Origin of the sequence: Sinorhizobium chiapasense, from assembly GCF_045277575.1 — a bacterium.
Classification (GTDB): domain Bacteria; phylum Pseudomonadota; class Alphaproteobacteria; order Rhizobiales; family Rhizobiaceae; genus Ensifer; species Ensifer chiapasense_A.
Genome location: NZ_CP144205.1, coordinates 1103993 through 1120110 on the forward strand (window position 1 = coordinate 1103993; position 16118 = coordinate 1120110).

Annotated in this window: 14 protein-coding genes; 7 read left to right on the plus strand and 7 right to left on the minus strand. The window is 62.1% G+C overall.

The window, feature by feature from the left end; all coding sequences use genetic code 11:
- Window positions 1-27 precede the first annotated feature (27 nt).
- From QM996_RS05325 to QM996_RS05335, 3 genes are all read left to right on the plus strand, one after another.
- Window positions 28-498: a GNAT family N-acetyltransferase gene (locus QM996_RS05325; RefSeq protein WP_500269591.1), complete on the plus strand. Its 471-nt coding sequence runs from the start codon at window positions 28-30 to the stop codon at window positions 496-498.
- A gap of 108 nt (window positions 499-606) precedes the next feature.
- Window positions 607-1002, plus strand: a complete 396-nt coding sequence (locus QM996_RS05330; protein WP_104665671.1) for an NADH:ubiquinone oxidoreductase subunit NDUFA12 — start codon at window positions 607-609, stop codon at window positions 1000-1002.
- 125 nt (window positions 1003-1127) lie between these two features.
- Window positions 1128-1580, plus strand: coding sequence for a DUF2155 domain-containing protein (locus QM996_RS05335; RefSeq protein WP_057252269.1), 453 nt, complete (start codon window positions 1128-1130; stop codon window positions 1578-1580).
- Window positions 1581-1620: 40 nt separating this feature from the next.
- Here QM996_RS05335 and QM996_RS05340 read toward each other — a convergent pair whose 3' ends face one another.
- The 6 genes from QM996_RS05340 to QM996_RS05365 all read right to left on the minus strand — a co-directional run bounded on the left by QM996_RS05340 (window position 1621) and on the right by QM996_RS05365 (window position 5726).
- On the minus strand, window positions 1621-1767 hold the full coding sequence (locus tag QM996_RS05340; RefSeq protein WP_500269592.1) for a hypothetical protein: 147 nt from the start codon (window positions 1765-1767) through the stop codon (window positions 1621-1623).
- A 145-nt stretch (window positions 1768-1912) separates the two neighbouring features.
- Window positions 1913-2527, minus strand: a complete 615-nt coding sequence (gene aat / locus QM996_RS05345; RefSeq protein WP_500269593.1) for a leucyl/phenylalanyl-tRNA--protein transferase — start codon at window positions 2525-2527, stop codon at window positions 1913-1915.
- A gap of 10 nt (window positions 2528-2537) precedes the next feature.
- Window positions 2538-3881 carry an acetyl-CoA carboxylase biotin carboxylase subunit gene (gene accC, locus QM996_RS05350; RefSeq protein WP_500269594.1) on the minus strand — a complete coding sequence of 448 codons (1344 nt, stop codon included), beginning with the start codon at window positions 3879-3881 and terminating at the stop codon, window positions 2538-2540.
- A gap of 12 nt (window positions 3882-3893) precedes the next feature.
- Window positions 3894-4379, minus strand: coding sequence for an acetyl-CoA carboxylase biotin carboxyl carrier protein (gene accB / locus QM996_RS05355; protein WP_500269595.1), 486 nt, complete (start codon window positions 4377-4379; stop codon window positions 3894-3896).
- A 26-nt stretch (window positions 4380-4405) separates the two neighbouring features.
- Window positions 4406-4852: a type II 3-dehydroquinate dehydratase gene (gene aroQ, locus QM996_RS05360; RefSeq protein WP_500269596.1), complete on the minus strand. Its 447-nt coding sequence runs from the start codon at window positions 4850-4852 to the stop codon at window positions 4406-4408.
- 106 nt (window positions 4853-4958) lie between these two features.
- On the minus strand, window positions 4959-5726 hold the full coding sequence (locus QM996_RS05365; protein WP_500269597.1) for a DsbA family protein: 768 nt from the start codon (window positions 5724-5726) through the stop codon (window positions 4959-4961).
- Window positions 5727-5962: 236 nt separating this feature from the next.
- On the opposite strand from QM996_RS05365, the gene QM996_RS05370 reads away from it, so the two are divergent.
- On the plus strand, window positions 5963-7120 hold the full coding sequence (locus QM996_RS05370) for a pyridoxal phosphate-dependent aminotransferase (protein WP_500269598.1): 1158 nt from the start codon (window positions 5963-5965) through the stop codon (window positions 7118-7120).
- Window positions 7121-7290: 170 nt separating this feature from the next.
- Here the strand turns inward: QM996_RS05370 and QM996_RS05375 are convergent, their stop codons facing one another.
- Complete coding sequence (locus QM996_RS05375) at window positions 7291-10104, minus strand: Rne/Rng family ribonuclease (RefSeq protein WP_500269599.1); 2814 nt, start codon at window positions 10102-10104, stop codon at window positions 7291-7293.
- A gap of 768 nt (window positions 10105-10872) precedes the next feature.
- Between QM996_RS05375 and QM996_RS05380 the strand changes: the two genes are divergently transcribed.
- The 3 genes from QM996_RS05380 to prfB all read left to right on the plus strand — a co-directional run bounded on the left by QM996_RS05380 (window position 10873) and on the right by prfB (window position 16110).
- On the plus strand, window positions 10873-12093 hold the full coding sequence (locus tag QM996_RS05380; protein ID WP_500270256.1) for an N-acetylmuramoyl-L-alanine amidase: 1221 nt from the start codon (window positions 10873-10875) through the stop codon (window positions 12091-12093).
- A 335-nt stretch (window positions 12094-12428) separates the two neighbouring features.
- Complete coding sequence (locus QM996_RS05385; protein ID WP_500269600.1) at window positions 12429-14882, plus strand: penicillin-binding protein 1A; 2454 nt, start codon at window positions 12429-12431, stop codon at window positions 14880-14882.
- 96 nt (window positions 14883-14978) lie between these two features.
- Window positions 14979-16110 (plus strand): peptide chain release factor 2 gene (prfB, locus tag QM996_RS05390; RefSeq protein ID WP_500269601.1). Its coding sequence is split into 2 segments (ribosomal slippage): window positions 14979-15047 and window positions 15049-16110, totalling 1131 coding nucleotides; the frame shifts between segments, so codons are not numbered across the junction.
- Window positions 16111-16118: the final 8 nt, after the last annotated feature.

A 16118-nucleotide genomic window follows, 5' to 3' on the forward strand; every position in this document is an offset into this window, starting at 1 on the left:
CCGATGAACGATGTGAGCGGGGGAACCATGGACGCGACAACCGAACTCTTGATCCGCAAGGCCGAGCGCGAAGACCTGCCGGCGATCGTCGCTCTCTTCGCCGCCGATCAGGTTGGTGGTCATGGTGACACGGCCGATCCCGCCGCTTTCGGCGACTATGTCGCCGCCTTCGAGAAAATCGAAGCTTCGTCACTGCAGACACTTTTCGTCGCGGTGCTTGCCGGCGAGGTCGTCGGTACCTTTCAGACGGCGCTGCATACCACCCTGTCGGGGCGGGGCAGGTCCAGCCTGATCGTCGAGGCGGTTCAGACGCGTGAGGATATGCGCGGCCGCGGCATCGGTGAACGCATGATGCGCCACGCCGTCGCCGAGGCGCGCGACCGGGGAGCGAAGAAGGTGCGACTGACGTCCAATGCCGTGCGCACGGATGCGCACCGCTTCTATGAGCGGCTTGGCTTCGTGCGCAGCCATTTCGGCTTCCTCATGCCATTGAAATGACGGCCTTTGCCTCGGAATCACTGGACAAGCCATGAGCGGCGGGGCATAAGCGGGAACATAGTTTTGGTATCTGGCCGCCTTCCCAACGGCCGGTCAAGGACGGCATCCATGAAGCTCCTGCTGCAGATTTTCACCTGGTGGAACGAACAGACGATCGGAACGCGCTTTCACACCTGGCGCCATGGTCAACGGGTCGGTCAAGACGAGCTCGGCAATGTCTACTATCAGGGTGGCAAGGATTCCGAAGGCCGCACCCGCCGCTGGGTGATCTATAACGGCTATGCCGAAGCCTCCGCCATTCCGGCCGGCTGGCACGGCTGGATGCATCACCGCACCGACGTTTCGCCGGCCGACGAGAAGTACACGCCGCGCGAATGGCAGAAGCCGCATCGCGCGAACCCGACCGGCACGGCCAATGCCTACCGCCCGCAGGGCTCGATCGCAGCCACCGGCAAACGCCCGCGCGTGACCGGCGACTACGATGCCTGGACACCGGGTTCCTGAGAAATCTCTCTTCAGCGACGAGGACGGACCGCGGAATAGGTTCCTCGATCACGGCGCGGCCACAATTGATGGTTAGCGCCTGAAATCTATCGACGATGAACAGGGCACGCGGGAGACAGGCGACAATGGCAGGTTCTGATCTGCGCAAAGCAATCGGCCAAGGAGCACGGCGGTTGGGTTTGTCCCTGCTTGCCGGCTTGCCGCTGATCGCCTCGGCCGGTGCCGTCGATGCGGCGCGCCTTTCCAATGCCGTTGCGGTCTTCTCCGGCATCGACAAGATCACCGGCCGTATCACGACCTTCGACGTCTATATCGGCGAGACGGTCCAGTTCGGCGCCCTCCAGGTCACGCCGCGCGTCTGTTACAGCCGCGACGATACCGAGGCGCAGAAGATCACGACCTTCGTCGAGGTCGAGGAGATCACGCTCGACCGCAAGATCCGCCGCATCTTTACCGGCTGGATGTTCGCCGATAGCCCAGGCCTAAACGCTGTGGAGCATCCGGTCTATGACGTCTGGCTGCAGTCCTGCAAGGCGACGTCCGATCTGCCGCCACCGGATACGGCGGCGAAGCAGTAATTCGCCGAGGCTGTCGGACGTACGAGCCGCAGCCTAACACCTAATCCATCTCCGTCATCGTCCCGGCGCTATGCGCTTGCGGTTCCTTGCGGCCGAACAGGCCCTTGAAGAAACGCAGAACCGCAGCGCCGGCAATCACGATCACCACGCCGCCTTTTTTCAGAAAGGCCAGCGCTATGGAAAGCAAGGCTGCTGCTGCCGTAGGCGGAGGGCAGCGGCGCCTTGCTCTGCTTGAAATCCAGCGACCCCACGACGGCCGAATACTCAGGTGACAGGTTCGGTTCGCTACCGAACATCTCGCGATATGTCTTTGCTTCCGCAGCGAAGAGTATCTAGAACGAGAGGTCCGGCGAGTTCATCGCGTTACCGAGCATGATCTCATATTCGGCCTTCGGCACGTCGATCGCGCCGAAGGATTTAAGATGCTCGGTGGTGAACTGGGTATCCAGCAACTCAAAGCCCCGAGCGCGCAAGCGCTCCACCAGATGCACGAGGCAGATCTTCGAGGCGTCGGTGCGCCTGGAAAACATGCTCTCGCCGAAGAATGCCGAACCGAGCGAGACGCCGTAGAGGCCGCCGACCAGCATGTCATTCTCCCAGGCCTCGACGCTATGGGCGTAGCCCATCGTGTGAAGCGTTGCATAGAGGGTACGGATCTTGCTGTTGATCCAGGTCGTCGGTCGGTCCGGGGCGGGGGAAGCGCAGCCTTCCATCACCGCTTCGAAGGCGGTGTTGAAGCGGATGTCGAAGGGTTTCCGGCGGATCGTCTTGGCGAGGCTGCGGGAGACATGAAAGTTCGTCAGCGGGATAACGCCGCGAATTTCCGGCTCGACCCAGAAGAGTTCCGGGTCGTCGGCCGAGTCGGCCATCGGGAACAGGCCGATCGAATAGGCGCGCAGCAGCATGTCCGGGGTAATGTCGGGCTGCTTGCTGCGCGTCCCTTTCAACGTATGGCCCTTACTCGGACGTAGCGGCCAGATGCTTTTCCAGCCAGTGGATATCGTAGTCGCCGTTGGCGATATCCTGATTATTGATCAGGTCTTGGAACAACGGAAGCGTGGTCTTGATGCCGTCGATGACAAATTCGTCGAGGACGCGGCGCAGACGCATCATGCACTCGACGCGCGTGCGCCCGTGCACGATGAGCTTGCCGATCAGGCTGTCGTAGTACGGAGGGATGCGGTAACCCTGATAGGCGCCGGAATCGACGCGTACACCAAGACCGCCTGGCGCGTGGAAATGCGTGATCGTGCCCGGGGAGGGGACGAATGTGCGCGGGTCCTCGGCGTTAATGCGGCACTCGATGGCGTGACCGGAGAACACGATGTCTTCCTGCTTGACCGAAAGACCGCCGCCGGACGCGACGCGGATCTGCTCGTGCACGAGGTCGATGCCGGTGATCGCTTCGGTGATCGGATGCTCGACCTGAAGACGGGTGTTCATTTCGATGAAATAGAACTCGCCGTTTTCGTAGAGAAACTCGATCGTGCCGGCGCCGCGGTACTTGAGCTTCTTCATCGCATCGGCGCAGATCTGGCCGATCTTCATGCGCTGGTCGACGTTGAGAGCCGGGGAGTTCGCCTCTTCCCAGACCTTCTGGTGACGACGCTGCAGCGAGCAGTCGCGTTCGCCGAGGTGTACGGCGTTGCCCGCACCGTCGCCGACGACCTGGATCTCGATGTGGCGCGGCTGGCCGAGAAACTTCTCCATGTAGACCGCGTCGTTACCGAAGGCCGCCAGGGCCTCGGCGCGCGCCGTGGCCACGGCATGTTCGAGATCGGCTTCCGTCCGTGCAATCTTCATGCCGCGGCCGCCGCCGCCGGCGGTGGCCTTGATCAGCACCGGGAAGCCGATCTGGCGGGCGACTTCGAGCGCATCTTCGGGCTTCACTTCGCCATCCGAGCCCGGAACAACCGGGATGCCGAGCTCCTGCGCCGTCTTCTTGGCGGTGATCTTGTCGCCCATGAGGCGGATGTGCTCGGCCGTCGGGCCGATGAAGGTGATGTCGTGCGCTTCGAGGATTTCGGCGAACTTGGCGTTTTCCGACAGGAACCCGTAGCCCGGGTGCACGGCGTCGGCACCGGTGATTTCGCAGGCGGCGACGATCTGGTGAATGTTCAGATAGCTATCGCGCGAGGGCGGCGGACCGATGCAGACGCTCTCGTCGGCGAGGCGCACATGCATGGCATCGCTGTCGGCCGTGGAGTGGACGGCAACCGTCGCGATGCCGAGCTCCTTGCAGGCGCGCAGCACGCGAAGGGCGATTTCGCCGCGATTGGCAATGAGAATTTTCGAGATCATCGCCGCGCCGCCTTATTCGATTACGATCAGCGGTTCGCCATATTCGACGGGGGCTGCGTCCTGAACGAAGATTTCGGTGACCTTGCCCGAGCGCGGAGCCGGAATCTGGTTCATCGTCTTCATCGCCTCGATGATGAGGATGGTCTGGCCTTCCTTGACGGTGGCGCCGACTTCGATGAACGGGCGCGCACCGGGAGCCGGAGCGAGGTAGGCGGTGCCGACCATCGGTGCCGTCACCGCGTTCTTCGACGCGCGGCCGTTCTCGGCAGCGGGAGCGGCGACAGCGTTTGCCGGAGCGGCGGCTGCCGCAGCAGCGGGGACCTGATAGGCCGGCATCTGCGGCATGGCCATCGGCATCGCCACGGGCGTGCCGTTGCGCGAGACGCGAATGCGCAGGTCGTCCTGCTCGACTTCGATCTCGGTCAGATCGGTGTCCTTGAGAATATTGGCGAGATCGCGGATCAGCGCCTGGTCGATACCTGGTTTCTTGTCAGCCATGGAATATGAGCCTCTTAATGTTCTTTTTATTTCGACGGATTTGTCAGGTTCTTTAGCGCATGCAGCGCAAGAATGTAACTCTGCGCGCCGAAGCCGCAGATGACGCCTTTGACAGCGGGCGCGATCATCGATTTGTGGCGGAATTCCTCGCGCGCATGGATGTTGGAGAGGTGGAGTTCGACCACTGGAATGCCGATGGCGCGGATGGCGTCGTGAAGCGCGATCGACGTGTGGCCGTATGCCGCCGGATTGATCGCCACGCCCGCGGCGACGCTGCCGGCCTCATGCAGCCAGTCGACCAGCGTGCCCTCGTGGTTGGATTGGCGGAAATCGACCGCGAAGCCGAGCGCATTGCCCTCGGCCTTGCACATCGCCTCGATATCGGCGAGCGTCTGGCCGCCATAAATACCCGGTTCGCGCTTGCCCAGCGCATTCAGGTTGGGGCCGTTCAGCACGAAAATGGTCGATGGCATAAGGGATTCCGGTCCGATGATGGAGGGTTACCTATAGACTGATGGTCCCGCGAGGAAAAGCCCTTTGGGCCCCCGCGGGATTTGTCCACAGTCATGGGAAGGTTTGTCAGCAGGCGGTCTTGCCGCACTCGCGCATATTGGCGACCTTGCCCTCGATTTCTTCGGCGCCGACGGCGCCGAAGACCGCCTCGTTGCCGATGACATAGGACGGCGTGCCGGTGATGCCGAGGTCGTTGGCAAGTCCATAGGCCTCGCGCACGGCCGCGTCATGCGGCTCCTTTTCCATCTTGGAGCGCAACTGATCCTCAGGAACACCGAGCTTGGCGGCGACAGCAAGGGCGGTCTCTTCCGTGGCGCGGTCTTCGCCGCCGAGCAGGGCGCGATGGAAGTCGCCGTACTTCTCTGGAGCGATGAGACGGAACGCAGCGCTCACCTTGTGCGCCGCCAGCGAATCCGGGCCGAGGATCGGCAGTTCCTTCAGCACGAAGCGGACGTTCTTGTCCTTGCTGAGGATTGCGTCCATGTCCGAAAGGGCGCGTTTGCAATAGCCGCAGTTGTAGTCATAGAACTCGACGATGGTGACGTCGCCCTTGGGATTGCCCAACACCATGTCATAGTCGGAGTTGAAGATCGCCTTCTTGTTCTCGGTGATCGCGCTTTCGGCGGCCTCCTGCTGCTTGGCGCGCTGCTTCGTCGTCAGCGCCTCCTGGACCTCCAGCATGATCTCCGGATTGGCGATCAGGTACTCCTTGATGAAGGCGCCGATCTCTTCCTTCTGCTTCGCGTCGAGCGCAAACGCGCTCTGCGGCAGGCTGGCTCCGGCCACGAGCACGGCGAGCGTTCCGGCGGCAACCATCTTGGTGCTGAAATTCATTTTTACCTCGTTGTCCTTGCGTATCCTGTGTGTCGTTCATCGGCCATCGTCACGTCAACCGGGGCAACTGCAAAAGACAACAGGAATCCTCGTATTCGCTACATGCTGGCAGCATAGGGTGGGTGCCGCGGAAACGAAACGGCAAAATCGGCGGAAATACGGCACTCGCGGACTTGTGAAGGCCAATATCATCGGGCAAAGGGGCTGAAGCACAGCCGCATATCGAGGATTTTCCGTTGATAGACTTGTCAAAACGCAGCGCCGTCGAACCTTTTCACGCGATGGATGTGCTGGCAGAGGCGACTCGTCGCCGCGATGCCGGCCATCCGGTGATCTCGATGGCGGTCGGGCAGCCGGCGCATCCGGCGCCGGCGGCCGCATTGGAAGCCGCGCGCAACGCCCTGCAACACGGGCGCCTTGGCTATACCGATGCGCTCGGCACTCTGTCGTTGCGCAATGCCATCGCCCGCCACTACGAGAAGCGCCACGGGATCGCACTCGATCCGCGGCGGGTTGCCGTGACAACGGGGTCGTCAGCCGGCTTCAATCTCGCTTTCCTCGCGCTCTTTGATCCCGGCGATTGCGTCGCCATCGCGCGGCCCGGCTATCCGGCCTACCGCAACATCCTCGCCGCGCTCGGTCTGACGGTGGTCGAGGTCGAGGCCAATGCCGAGACCGGCTTCACGCTGACACCGGAAAGCCTGGCGCGGGCCGCCGCAAAGATCGGCCGACCGCTGAAGGGCGTATTGCTGGCAAGCCCGGCGAACCCGACCGGCACCGTCACGGGCAGGGCCGGCCTCAAGGCGCTGGCCGATTATTGCCAGGCGGAATCGATCGCCTTCATTTCGGACGAGATCTATCACGGCCTGACCTTCGCCGGCGAAGAGGCGAGCGTGCTGGAGATTACCGACGAGGTGATCGTCATCAACTCCTTCTCCAAATATTACTGCATGACCGGATGGCGCATCGGCTGGATGGTCTTGCCGGCCGACAAGGTGCGCGGATTCGAGCGCATCGCCCAGAGCCTTTATATTTCGCCGCCGGAACTGTCGCAGATCGCCGCCGAAGCGGCGCTCGACACGCATGAGGAACTCGACGGCTACAAGGCCGCCTATGCGGCTAATCGCGAGATGCTCTTGAAGCGCCTGCCGGAGATCGGCTTCTCCATCGCCTCGCCGATGGATGGCGCCTTCTACGCCTATGCCGATGTCAGCCGCTTCACCAATGACAGCATGGCCTTTGCCCGCCGGATGCTTGCCGAGATCAATGTCGCGGCGACGCCGGGCTTCGATTTCGATCCGCTCGAGGGACACCGCACGATGCGCTTTTCCTATGCCGGCGCCGAGGCCGACATGGTCGAGGCAATGGACAGGATCTCTCGCTGGCTTGCCTGATTGCCCGGCCGAACCGGCAGGGGAGCGAAGAAGTCCCGTCTGCTTTGGCTACCATCTGTAAACAAAAGGCCCGGAGCGATCCGGGCCTTTTCTGTTCATGATCTTTCGCGTTCAACGCTTCGAGGCGTCAGCGTCCCGGTTCGGCTTCGAGCCGGGACCAGAGCGACTTCTTAGAAGAAGCCGCGGCGCTGCCACCAGCCGCCCTTCTTAGGCTTCGTCGGCTCTTCTTCTTCGCCTTCGGCCTTCGGAGAGCTCGAGGTCACGACCGGTTCCGAGGCAATCTTCGAGAGATCGCGGTTCGCGCGCGCCGGCTTGGTTTCGGCGAGGTCGGCCGCAGCCTCTTCTACCGCCTCCGCCGCGACGTCGACGTCTGCCGGCTGATCTTCGACGGCGGCCTGGGCGACGTCATCGACGGCCGCGACCGGTTCCTCGGCCTTCACAGCCTTCTTGCGGGTCCGCTTCGGCTTGGCCGGCTTAGCCTCGACGACCTCAGCTTCCTCGACGGCTGCAGCGGTTTCCTCGACGGCTACGGCCACTTCGATCTCTGCAGCAACGGCCGGAGCTTCTGCGGCCTCCGGCTCGTCGGCGTCATCGCCTTCCGCATCGGCCTCGATCTGGCCTTCGCCTTCGCCTTCACCTTCACCTTCACCCTCCGGCCGGTTGCGGCGGCCACCGCGCTTGCCGCGACGGCGACGCTTGCGCTTCTGATCGCCATCGGCGGTCGTGGCTTCGGCCTCTACACCCTCGTCATCTGCTTCACCTTCATCGGAATCGTCTTCCGCATCCGATGCCGACTCGGAGACCTGGGTGACACCGCCCTCGGCCTGCTGGCCGCCCTTGCCGCGGCGGCGACGGCGGCGCTTGCGCTTGCGGCCACCCTGGTCGTCGGAGGACTGAGCAGCCTTCGGCTGCTCCTGGCGCTGCTCGCTGGCGATTTCTTCGGCTTCTTCTTCGTCGAGTTCCTCTTCGATCACGACGTCATCTTCTTCCGGCTCCGGCTCAAAGTGCAGGAGCTGCTCGATCTTGACCGGATTTTCGACCGGTTCGCCGCGATCAATCGCGAAGTGCTGCGCACCGACATGGGCGTCTGCCTCGATGATGATCGAGACGCCGAAGCGACCTTCGTAATCCATGATCGTGCCGCGCTTCTGGTTGAGCAGGTAGAGCGCGATATCCGGAATGGTGCGCACGGTGATGTCGTGCGTGGTGTTCTTGAGCAGATACTCCTCGATGCCGCGCAGCACGTGCAGGGCGACGGAGGACTGCGAGCGAACGTGACCCGTACCGTTGCAGTGCGGGCAGGTCTGCATCGTCGATTCGAGCACCGAGGCGCGAATGCGCTGGCGCGACATTTCGAGCAGGCCAAAATGCGAGATGCGGCCGACCTGGATGCGGGCGCGATCGTTCTTCAGGCAGTCCTTCAGCTTCTTCTCGACGGCGCGGTTGTTGCGCTTTTCCTCCATGTCGATGAAGTCGATGACGACAAGGCCGGCAAGGTCGCGCAGGCGCAACTGGCGCGCTACTTCTTCGGCCGCCTCGAGGTTCGTCTGCAGCGCCGTGTCTTCGATCGAGTGCTCGCGCGTCGACCGACCGGAGTTGACGTCGATCGAAACCAGCGCTTCGGTCTGGTTGATGATGATATAGCCACCGGACTTCAGCGTCACCTGCGGCTGCAGCATGCGGTCGAGCTGTGCTTCGATGCCGGAGCGCGAGAAGATCGGGTGCACGTCGCGATAGGGCTGAACCACCTTGGCGTGGCTCGGCATCAGCATCTTCATGAAGCCCTTGGCTTCCTTGTAGCCTTCCTCACCGGAAACGATGATCTCGCCGATATCCTTGTTGTAGAGATCGCGGATCGAGCGCTTGATCAGGCTGCCTTCCTCATAGACGAGGCAGGGGGCCGTGGAGTTCAGAGTCAGCGTGCGGACATTTTCCCACAGGCGCATCAGGTATTCGAAGTCGCGCTTGATCTCGACCTTGGTGCGGTTCGCACCGGCGGTGCGCAGGATGACGCCCATGCCCTGCGGCACTTCGAGGCCGCGCGCGATTTCCTTCAGGCGCTTGCGATCCTGCAGGTTGGTGATCTTGCGGGAGATGCCGCCGCCGCGCGCCGTGTTCGGCATCAGCACCGAGTAGCGACCGGCAAGCGACAGGTAAGTCGTCAGCGCCGCGCCCTTGTTGCCGCGCTCTTCCTTGGCGACCTGGACGAGCAGGATCTGGCGGCGCTTGATGACTTCCTGGATGCGATATTGCTTCCGGGGCTTGCGGACCTGACGATCCGGAACCTCTTCCATGGCGTCTTCCGCGCCGACGGACTCGATGATTTCCTTTTCGCCATCGTGGCTGTCGTCGTCATCATCGTCGTCGTCATGGCGACGGCGGCTGTCGACATCCTCGGATATGGTGTCGGTGTCGACCATTGCGGCCATTTCGCCGTCGTTGCTTTCGTCGCCATCGACGGCTGTGGCTGCCGCTTCTTCGGCAGCCTTGGCCTTGGTCTTGCGGGTGCGCTTCGGCTTTGCCTTCGGCTTTTCGGCCGGCGCTTCCTCTTCGACCGCCGGTTCGGCGGCGACGGTTTCTGCCGGCTGCGCCTCGGTTTCGGACTCCGTTGCGACCTCGAGGTCGACGGGAACGGAAAGCCCGCTCGTCGGCGCCGGTGCGGTTTCGACGTGTTCGATGTCGTCGTCGCGCCGTGCTTCCTCAGCTTCTGCCTTCAGCAAGGCCTGACGGTCGGCAAGGGGGATCTGGTAGTAATCGGGATGAATTTCGGCAAAGGCCAGAAATCCGTGGCGGTTGCCGCCATAGTCGACGAAGGCGGCCTGCAGCGAAGGCTCCACCCGGGTGACCTTCGCCAGATAGATATTGCCGCGGATTTGCTTCTTATGTTCCGACTCGAAGTCGAATTCTTCTATGCGGTTCCCGCGTACGACAACGACGCGCGTCTCCTCGGAGTGAGACGCATCGATAAGCATTTTCTCTGCCATCTAAGCTGTGCTCCTCGGCGCACCAGCGGAACGGGAGACAGACCTGCTTCCTTGGGAAGACTGCCAAACACGTCGGAAGGTGCGCCGGATATGAAAGTTCCTGTTTGGTGCAGGCGATGGTGCAGCAGCCAGACGACAGCCGGAACATGTCTGTTCCGGGGCCGCTCTACTTCTGACCGATACTGCTGAGTCAACATCAATGACCAAACAAGAATGCCAATGTCTAAGGTCTCATGAAGACCCGATGAATGCGCCCGCTTGCGGGCCTTGGTGAAAAATCACCATCAAGAACTCCGGCCACCGCCGGAAATTTGCGATCCAGTATACGAGGAGGAAATGCAGAGACGGCGGATGAACGCTTGCGACCGCGGAAGTGCGATGCGTTTAACCGGTTAATCCGGTTCGACCACTCCCTGGCGCCAAGCTTTGGAGAAGCTCCGGCTGCCCGGTCGACTGTTCTATCCCGTCAACACTTTCTCCTTGTGACGCTTTTATGTTTTCTATGTCACATTGGCAAGAGAAAAGCCCGTGCCGCCACAATTATGATCGATTCGCTTGTCCACGTGGAGTAGGCCGGCAAATGATGAATCGATGGCTTCGGTGCAGGGCGGAAGATGACCTTTGTCAAGCTTTGGTTAACCATAAAGGTTCATTGATCAATGTGTGCGTTTGGTGGCCGCGTCGGCTGCCGTCTGGTTTTTTAGAAAGTGGTGGGAGCCCAAGGTGAAGCCTTTGGCGGTTTGCATGCGCGGTTCGCTGTTGTCGTTGATGTCGCGTACGGGTTGGCGTTTGCTCGGTGCATCGTTGCTCGTCGGTGGTTTCCTCTTGAGCGCGCCGACCGCCAATGCTGTCGAGCCGGGACCCTTGCTCGCTTTCGGCGCGCGGATCGCCGGTGACGACGCGCGCACCCGGGTCGTCGTCGAGTTCGACCGCAAGCCGGACTTTTCCCTTCATTACGTGGCCGACCCGGTTCGCGTGGTTGTCGACCTTCCGGAAACGGCCTTTGGTCTGAAGGCGGAGAGCCTCGAGCCGCGTGGTCTGTTCGATGCGATCCGCTATGGCAGCATGGGGGCGGGCAATTCCCGCATCGTTCTCTCCGCGAAGGGACCGGTCGCCGTGACCCATGCGGAAGTAATTGCGGAAGAGGGGGGCAAGGGCTACCGCCTGGTCCTCGACGCGGTACGGGTCGACCAGGCGCGTTTCGATGCGCTTCTCGGCGAACAGCAGTGGACCGGTTCGGTCGCAGCGACGAAAACCGACAGACCCGTTGCGGTTGCGCCTGCGAAGGACGGCGGGCCGTTCGTCGTCGCAATTGATGCCGGTCACGGCGGCATCGACACCGGCGCGCTCGCCGGCGAGACGAAGACGGAAGAGAAACACGTCACGCTGGCCTTTGCCAAAGATCTCGTCGCGGCCCTGAACAAGGGCGCGGGGATTGAGGCTTTTCTCACCCGCGAAGAGGATATCTTTCTCTCGTTGCCGCAGCGCGTGCAGATTGCCCGCAACAGGGGCGCCAATCTTTTCATCTCGCTCCATGCCGATGCACTCCGGCAGAAGGACATCCGTGGCGCTACGGTCTATACGATCTCCGACAAGGCATCGGACCATCTGGCTGCAAGCCTTGCTGCCCGCGAGAACCTTTCGGACGAAATCGCCGGCGTACCGCTTCAAAGCGAGCCCGCGGAGGTCGCCGATATCCTGATCGACCTGACCCGCCGCGAGACGCAGGCCTTCTCCGTCAACATGGCGCGCGCGGTGGTTTCCTCGTTCGAGGGCCAGATCAATCTCATCAACAACCCGCACCGCTTCGCCGGGTTCCGGGTGCTGCAGGCTCCCGATGTGCCGTCGATCCTGCTGGAACTGGGATTCCTGTCGAACAAGGAGGATGAGAAGTTGCTGCTGGATCCGGAATGGCGCAGAAAAGTTTCGGAGCGTCTTGCCGTCGCGGTTCAGCGTTACCGCGAGCAGGCGGTGGCCAGCGGCGGCTGACGTTTGAAGGCATGCCCGGAACGAAGTGATTTGTGTCGCCCCGGTAACAGCGTTATGCTTTTCAACTGGATGCGCACGCGATAATCAGAAACAGCCCTATTTTACGCACAATCCGAGACCTAACCGGAATTGCGCCCGGATTTGTTGAGAAACGAGTTGATGCCCGGGGTTCCTCGCCATATGAGGAGCCGGGCTGGCGGGGCGCTGCGATGCCAGACGATTTCTGACGGAAGAGTTTGGTCGGACCGACGCAATGTAAACCGGCGGCACAGAGCATGGACTGTCGCGCGGCGGTCCGGCAATTGGACGATAATTAAGGTACCGGTATCTGACTGATGATCAGGCTGATTGGATATTTCTTCGGGATTGGTGCGTTTCTGCTGCTTGGCGTGGCCGGAGCCGTGGCGCTTTATCTGGGCGTCGTCACCAAGGATCTACCTGACTACGAGGTGCTCGCGAAATATTCGCCGCCTGTGACGACGCGCTTTCATGCCGGCAACGGCGCCCTGATGGCAGAATACGCGCGCGAGCGGCGTCTCTATCTGCCGATCCAGGCGATCCCGGATCGCGTCAAGGCAGCCTTCATCTCGGCCGAAGACAAGAACTTCTACCAGCATCCGGGCGTCGACCTTACGGGTCTCGCCCGCGCTATCGCAGTCAACCTGCAGAACTTCGGCTCCGGCCGTAGGCCCGTGGGCGCATCGACGATCACGCAGCAGGTGGCAAAGAACTTCCTGCTGTCGTCCGACCAGACGATCGACCGCAAGGTCAAGGAAGCGATCCTTTCCTTCCGCATCGAGCAGGCCTACAGCAAGGATCGGATCCTCGAGCTCTATCTCAACGAGATCTTCTTCGGCCTGAACTCCTACGGTATTGCCGGCGCGGCGCTGACCTATTTCGACAAGTCGGTCACCGAGCTTACCATTGCCGAGACCGCCTATCTCGCCGCTCTGCCGAAGGGCCCGGCCAACTACCATCCGTTCCGCAAGACCGAAGCTGCCATCGAACGCCGCAACTGGGTGATCGACCGCATGGTGGAGAACGGCTACGTCACCAAGGCCGATGGCGAAGAGGCCAAGAAGCAGCCGCTCGGCGTCAATCCACGCCGCGGTGGCGCACATCTCTTCGCGTCCGACTTCTTCGCCGAGGAAGTCCGCCGGCAGATCATCCAGAAATATGGCGACAACGCGCTCTATGAAGGCGGCCTGTCGGTTCGCACCTCGCTCGATCCGCGTCTGCAGATCGCGGCGCGCAAGGCGCTGCAGGCGGGTCTGCTGAGCTATGACGAGCGCCGCGGCTTCCATGGTCCGGTCAAGACGATCGAGATCGGTGGCGATTGGGGTGAGCCGCTTGGCGCGGTTCCTGCCTTCAGCGACGTGCCGGAGTGGAAGCTCGCCGTCGTTCTGTCGGTCGATGCCCAGGGTGCCGAGATCGGCATCCAGCCGGATAAGGAAGCCTCGGGCAAGATCGTCGCCGAACGCGTCACCGGACACATCTCCGCCAAGAACATGCAATGGGCCTACCGTTCCGCCAACGGCGACCGCAAGTCGGCGAAGTCGCCCGAGGGGGTCTTCGGTGCCGGCGATGTCGTCTATGTCGAGCCCTTGCCCGAAAAGGGCGAATATCGCCTCCGCCAGCCGCCGAAGGTCCAGGGCGGTCTCGTGGCGATGGACCCGCAGACCGGCCGCGTGCTGGCCATGGTCGGCGGCTTCTCCTATGGCCAGTCGGAATTCAACCGCGCGACCCAGGCGATGCGCCAGCCGGGCTCGTCGTTCAAGCCCTTCGTCTACGCTGCAGCGCTCGACAACGGCTACACGCCGGCGTCGGTCATTCTCGACGCCCCGATCGAGATCGTCGCCGGCGGTCAGGTCTGGCGTCCGGAAAACTATGGGGGCGGCTCGGCCGGTCCGTCGACGCTGCGTCTCGGCATCGAGAAGTCGCGTAACCTGATGACCGTTCGCCTCGCCAATGACATGGGCATGAACCTCGTTGCCGAATATGCCGAGCGTTTCGGCATCTACGACAAGATGCCGCCGCTGCTGGCGATGTCGCTGGGTTCCGGCGAAACGACGGTTCTGCGCATGGTGTCGGCCTATTCGGTGCTCGCCAACGGCGGCAAGCAGATCAAGCCGTCGCTGATCGACCGTATTCAGGACCGCTACGGCAAGACGATTTTCCGGCATGAGGATCGCACCTGCGACAACTGCAATGCAGGCGACTGGCAGAGCCAGGAAGAGCCTGTTCTGACCGACAACCGCGAGCAGGTGCTCGACCCCATGACCTCCTACCAGATCACTTCGATGATGGAGGGCGTGGTCCTGCGCGGCACGGCGGCTGGCAAGATCAAGCTCGATCGTCCGGTTGCCGGCAAGACCGGTACCACCAATGACGAAAAGGACGCCTGGTTCGTCGGCTACACGCCGGACATCGTTGCCGGCCTCTATCTCGGCTTCGACAATCCCGCTCCGCTCGGCCGCGGCGCCACCGGCGGCAGCCTCGCGGTGCCGATCTTCAACGACTTCATGCAGGAGGCCGTCAAGGGCATACGCCCGAGCAAGTTCGTCGTTCCGGAGGGCATGAGCATGATCGCCGTCAACCGCAAGACCGGTATGGCCGCCTATGAGGGCGAGCCGGACACGATCATCGAAGCCTTCAAGCCCGGCACCGGCCCGGCCGATACGTTCTCGGTCATCGGCGGTCTCGATCAATATGTTCCGCCCGAAGAGATCCTGAAGAACTCGCCGCAGGCAAACCAGGCTGTGACCTCGGGTTCCAACGGCCTGTTCTAAGCCTTTCCTCACTCGCGATGCCCGCCGCCTTTACATCAGCGGCGGGCATCGCTATTTGACGCTCATCTTCATATCGGGTTCACAAGAAGCAGGATCATGCGCAGCGAAATCGAGAATATTGTCGACGAAATCAAGCAGGCCATAAGCCTGCTGAGGAGGCATCTTTGACTGGGATCAGGCGGTAAGACGACTGGACTGGTTGAACAACAAGGCGGAAGACCCGACCCTCTGGAACGATGCTTCGGAAGCACAGAAGCTGATGCGCGAGCGCCAGCAGCTTGACGACGGCATCAATGGCCTGCGTCGTTTCGAGCAGCAGCTCAACGACAACATCGAACTCATCGAACTCGGTGAGGAAGAGGGCGACGCGGCGATCGTCGCGGATGCCGAACAGGCGCTGCGCGAGCTTCGGTCGGAAGCGGCCAAGAAGCAGGTCGAGGCCATGCTTTCTGGCGAGGCGGATCAGAACGACACCTATCTCGAAGTGCATTCCGGCGCCGGCGGCACGGAGAGCCAGGACTGGGCCAACATGCTTCTGCGCATGTATACCCGGTGGTCCGAGCGCCAGGGATACAAGGTCGAGCTTCTGGAAATCCAGGATGGCGAAGAAGCCGGCATCAAGTCTGCGACACTGCTCGTCAAAGGCCATAATGCCTATGGCTGGCTGAAGACCGAATCGGGCGTGCACCGCCTTGTCCGCATTTCGCCCTATGACAGCAACGCCCGCCGTCACACCTCGTTCTCCTCGATCTGGGTTTACCCGGTGGTGGACGATTCGATCCAGATCGACGTCAATGAGAGCGATTGCCGCATCGATACCTACCGCTCCTCGGGCGCCGGTGGTCAGCACGTCAACACGACCGACTCGGCGGTGCGCATCACGCACATGCCGTCGGGAATCGTTGTGCAGTGCCAGCAGGAGCGCTCGCAGCACAAAAACCGGGCGAAGGCCTGGGACATGCTGCGCGCCCGCCTCTATGAGGCCGAGCTGAAGAAGCGGGAAGAGGCGGCAAGCGCCGAAGCCGCGTCGAAGACCGACATCGGCTGGGGGCACCAGATCCGCTCTTACGTTCTGCAGCCCTACCAGTTGGTCAAGGATCTGCGCACCGGCGTCGAAAGCACGGCACCGGGCGATGTTCTCGACGGCGAGCTCAACGAGTTCATGGAAGCGGCGCTCGCGCACCGTGTCAGCGGTGGCGCGGATGCCATCGTCGACGATCTAAACTAAGCATGTCG

Coding starts and splice junctions, on each gene's coding strand:
- QM996_RS05325 (WP_500269591.1), top strand. CDS start 28: ATGGACGCGACAACCGAACTCTTGATCCGCAAGGCCGAGCGCGAAGAC.
- QM996_RS05330 (WP_104665671.1), top strand. CDS start 607: ATGAAGCTCCTGCTGCAGATTTTCACCTGGTGGAACGAACAGACGATC.
- QM996_RS05335 (WP_057252269.1), top strand. CDS start 1,128: ATGGCAGGTTCTGATCTGCGCAAAGCAATCGGCCAAGGAGCACGGCGG.
- accC (WP_500269594.1), bottom strand. CDS start 3,881: ATGATCTCGAAAATTCTCATTGCCAATCGCGGCGAAATCGCCCTTCGC.
- accB (WP_500269595.1), bottom strand. CDS start 4,379: ATGGCTGACAAGAAACCAGGTATCGACCAGGCGCTGATCCGCGATCTC.
- aroQ (WP_500269596.1), bottom strand. CDS start 4,852: ATGCCATCGACCATTTTCGTGCTGAACGGCCCCAACCTGAATGCGCTG.
- QM996_RS05365 (WP_500269597.1), bottom strand. CDS start 5,726: ATGAATTTCAGCACCAAGATGGTTGCCGCCGGAACGCTCGCCGTGCTC.
- QM996_RS05375 (WP_500269599.1), bottom strand. CDS start 10,104: ATGGCAGAGAAAATGCTTATCGATGCGTCTCACTCCGAGGAGACGCGC.
- QM996_RS05380 (WP_500270256.1), top strand. CDS start 10,873: ATGTCGCGTACGGGTTGGCGTTTGCTCGGTGCATCGTTGCTCGTCGGT.
- QM996_RS05385 (WP_500269600.1), top strand. CDS start 12,429: ATGATCAGGCTGATTGGATATTTCTTCGGGATTGGTGCGTTTCTGCTG.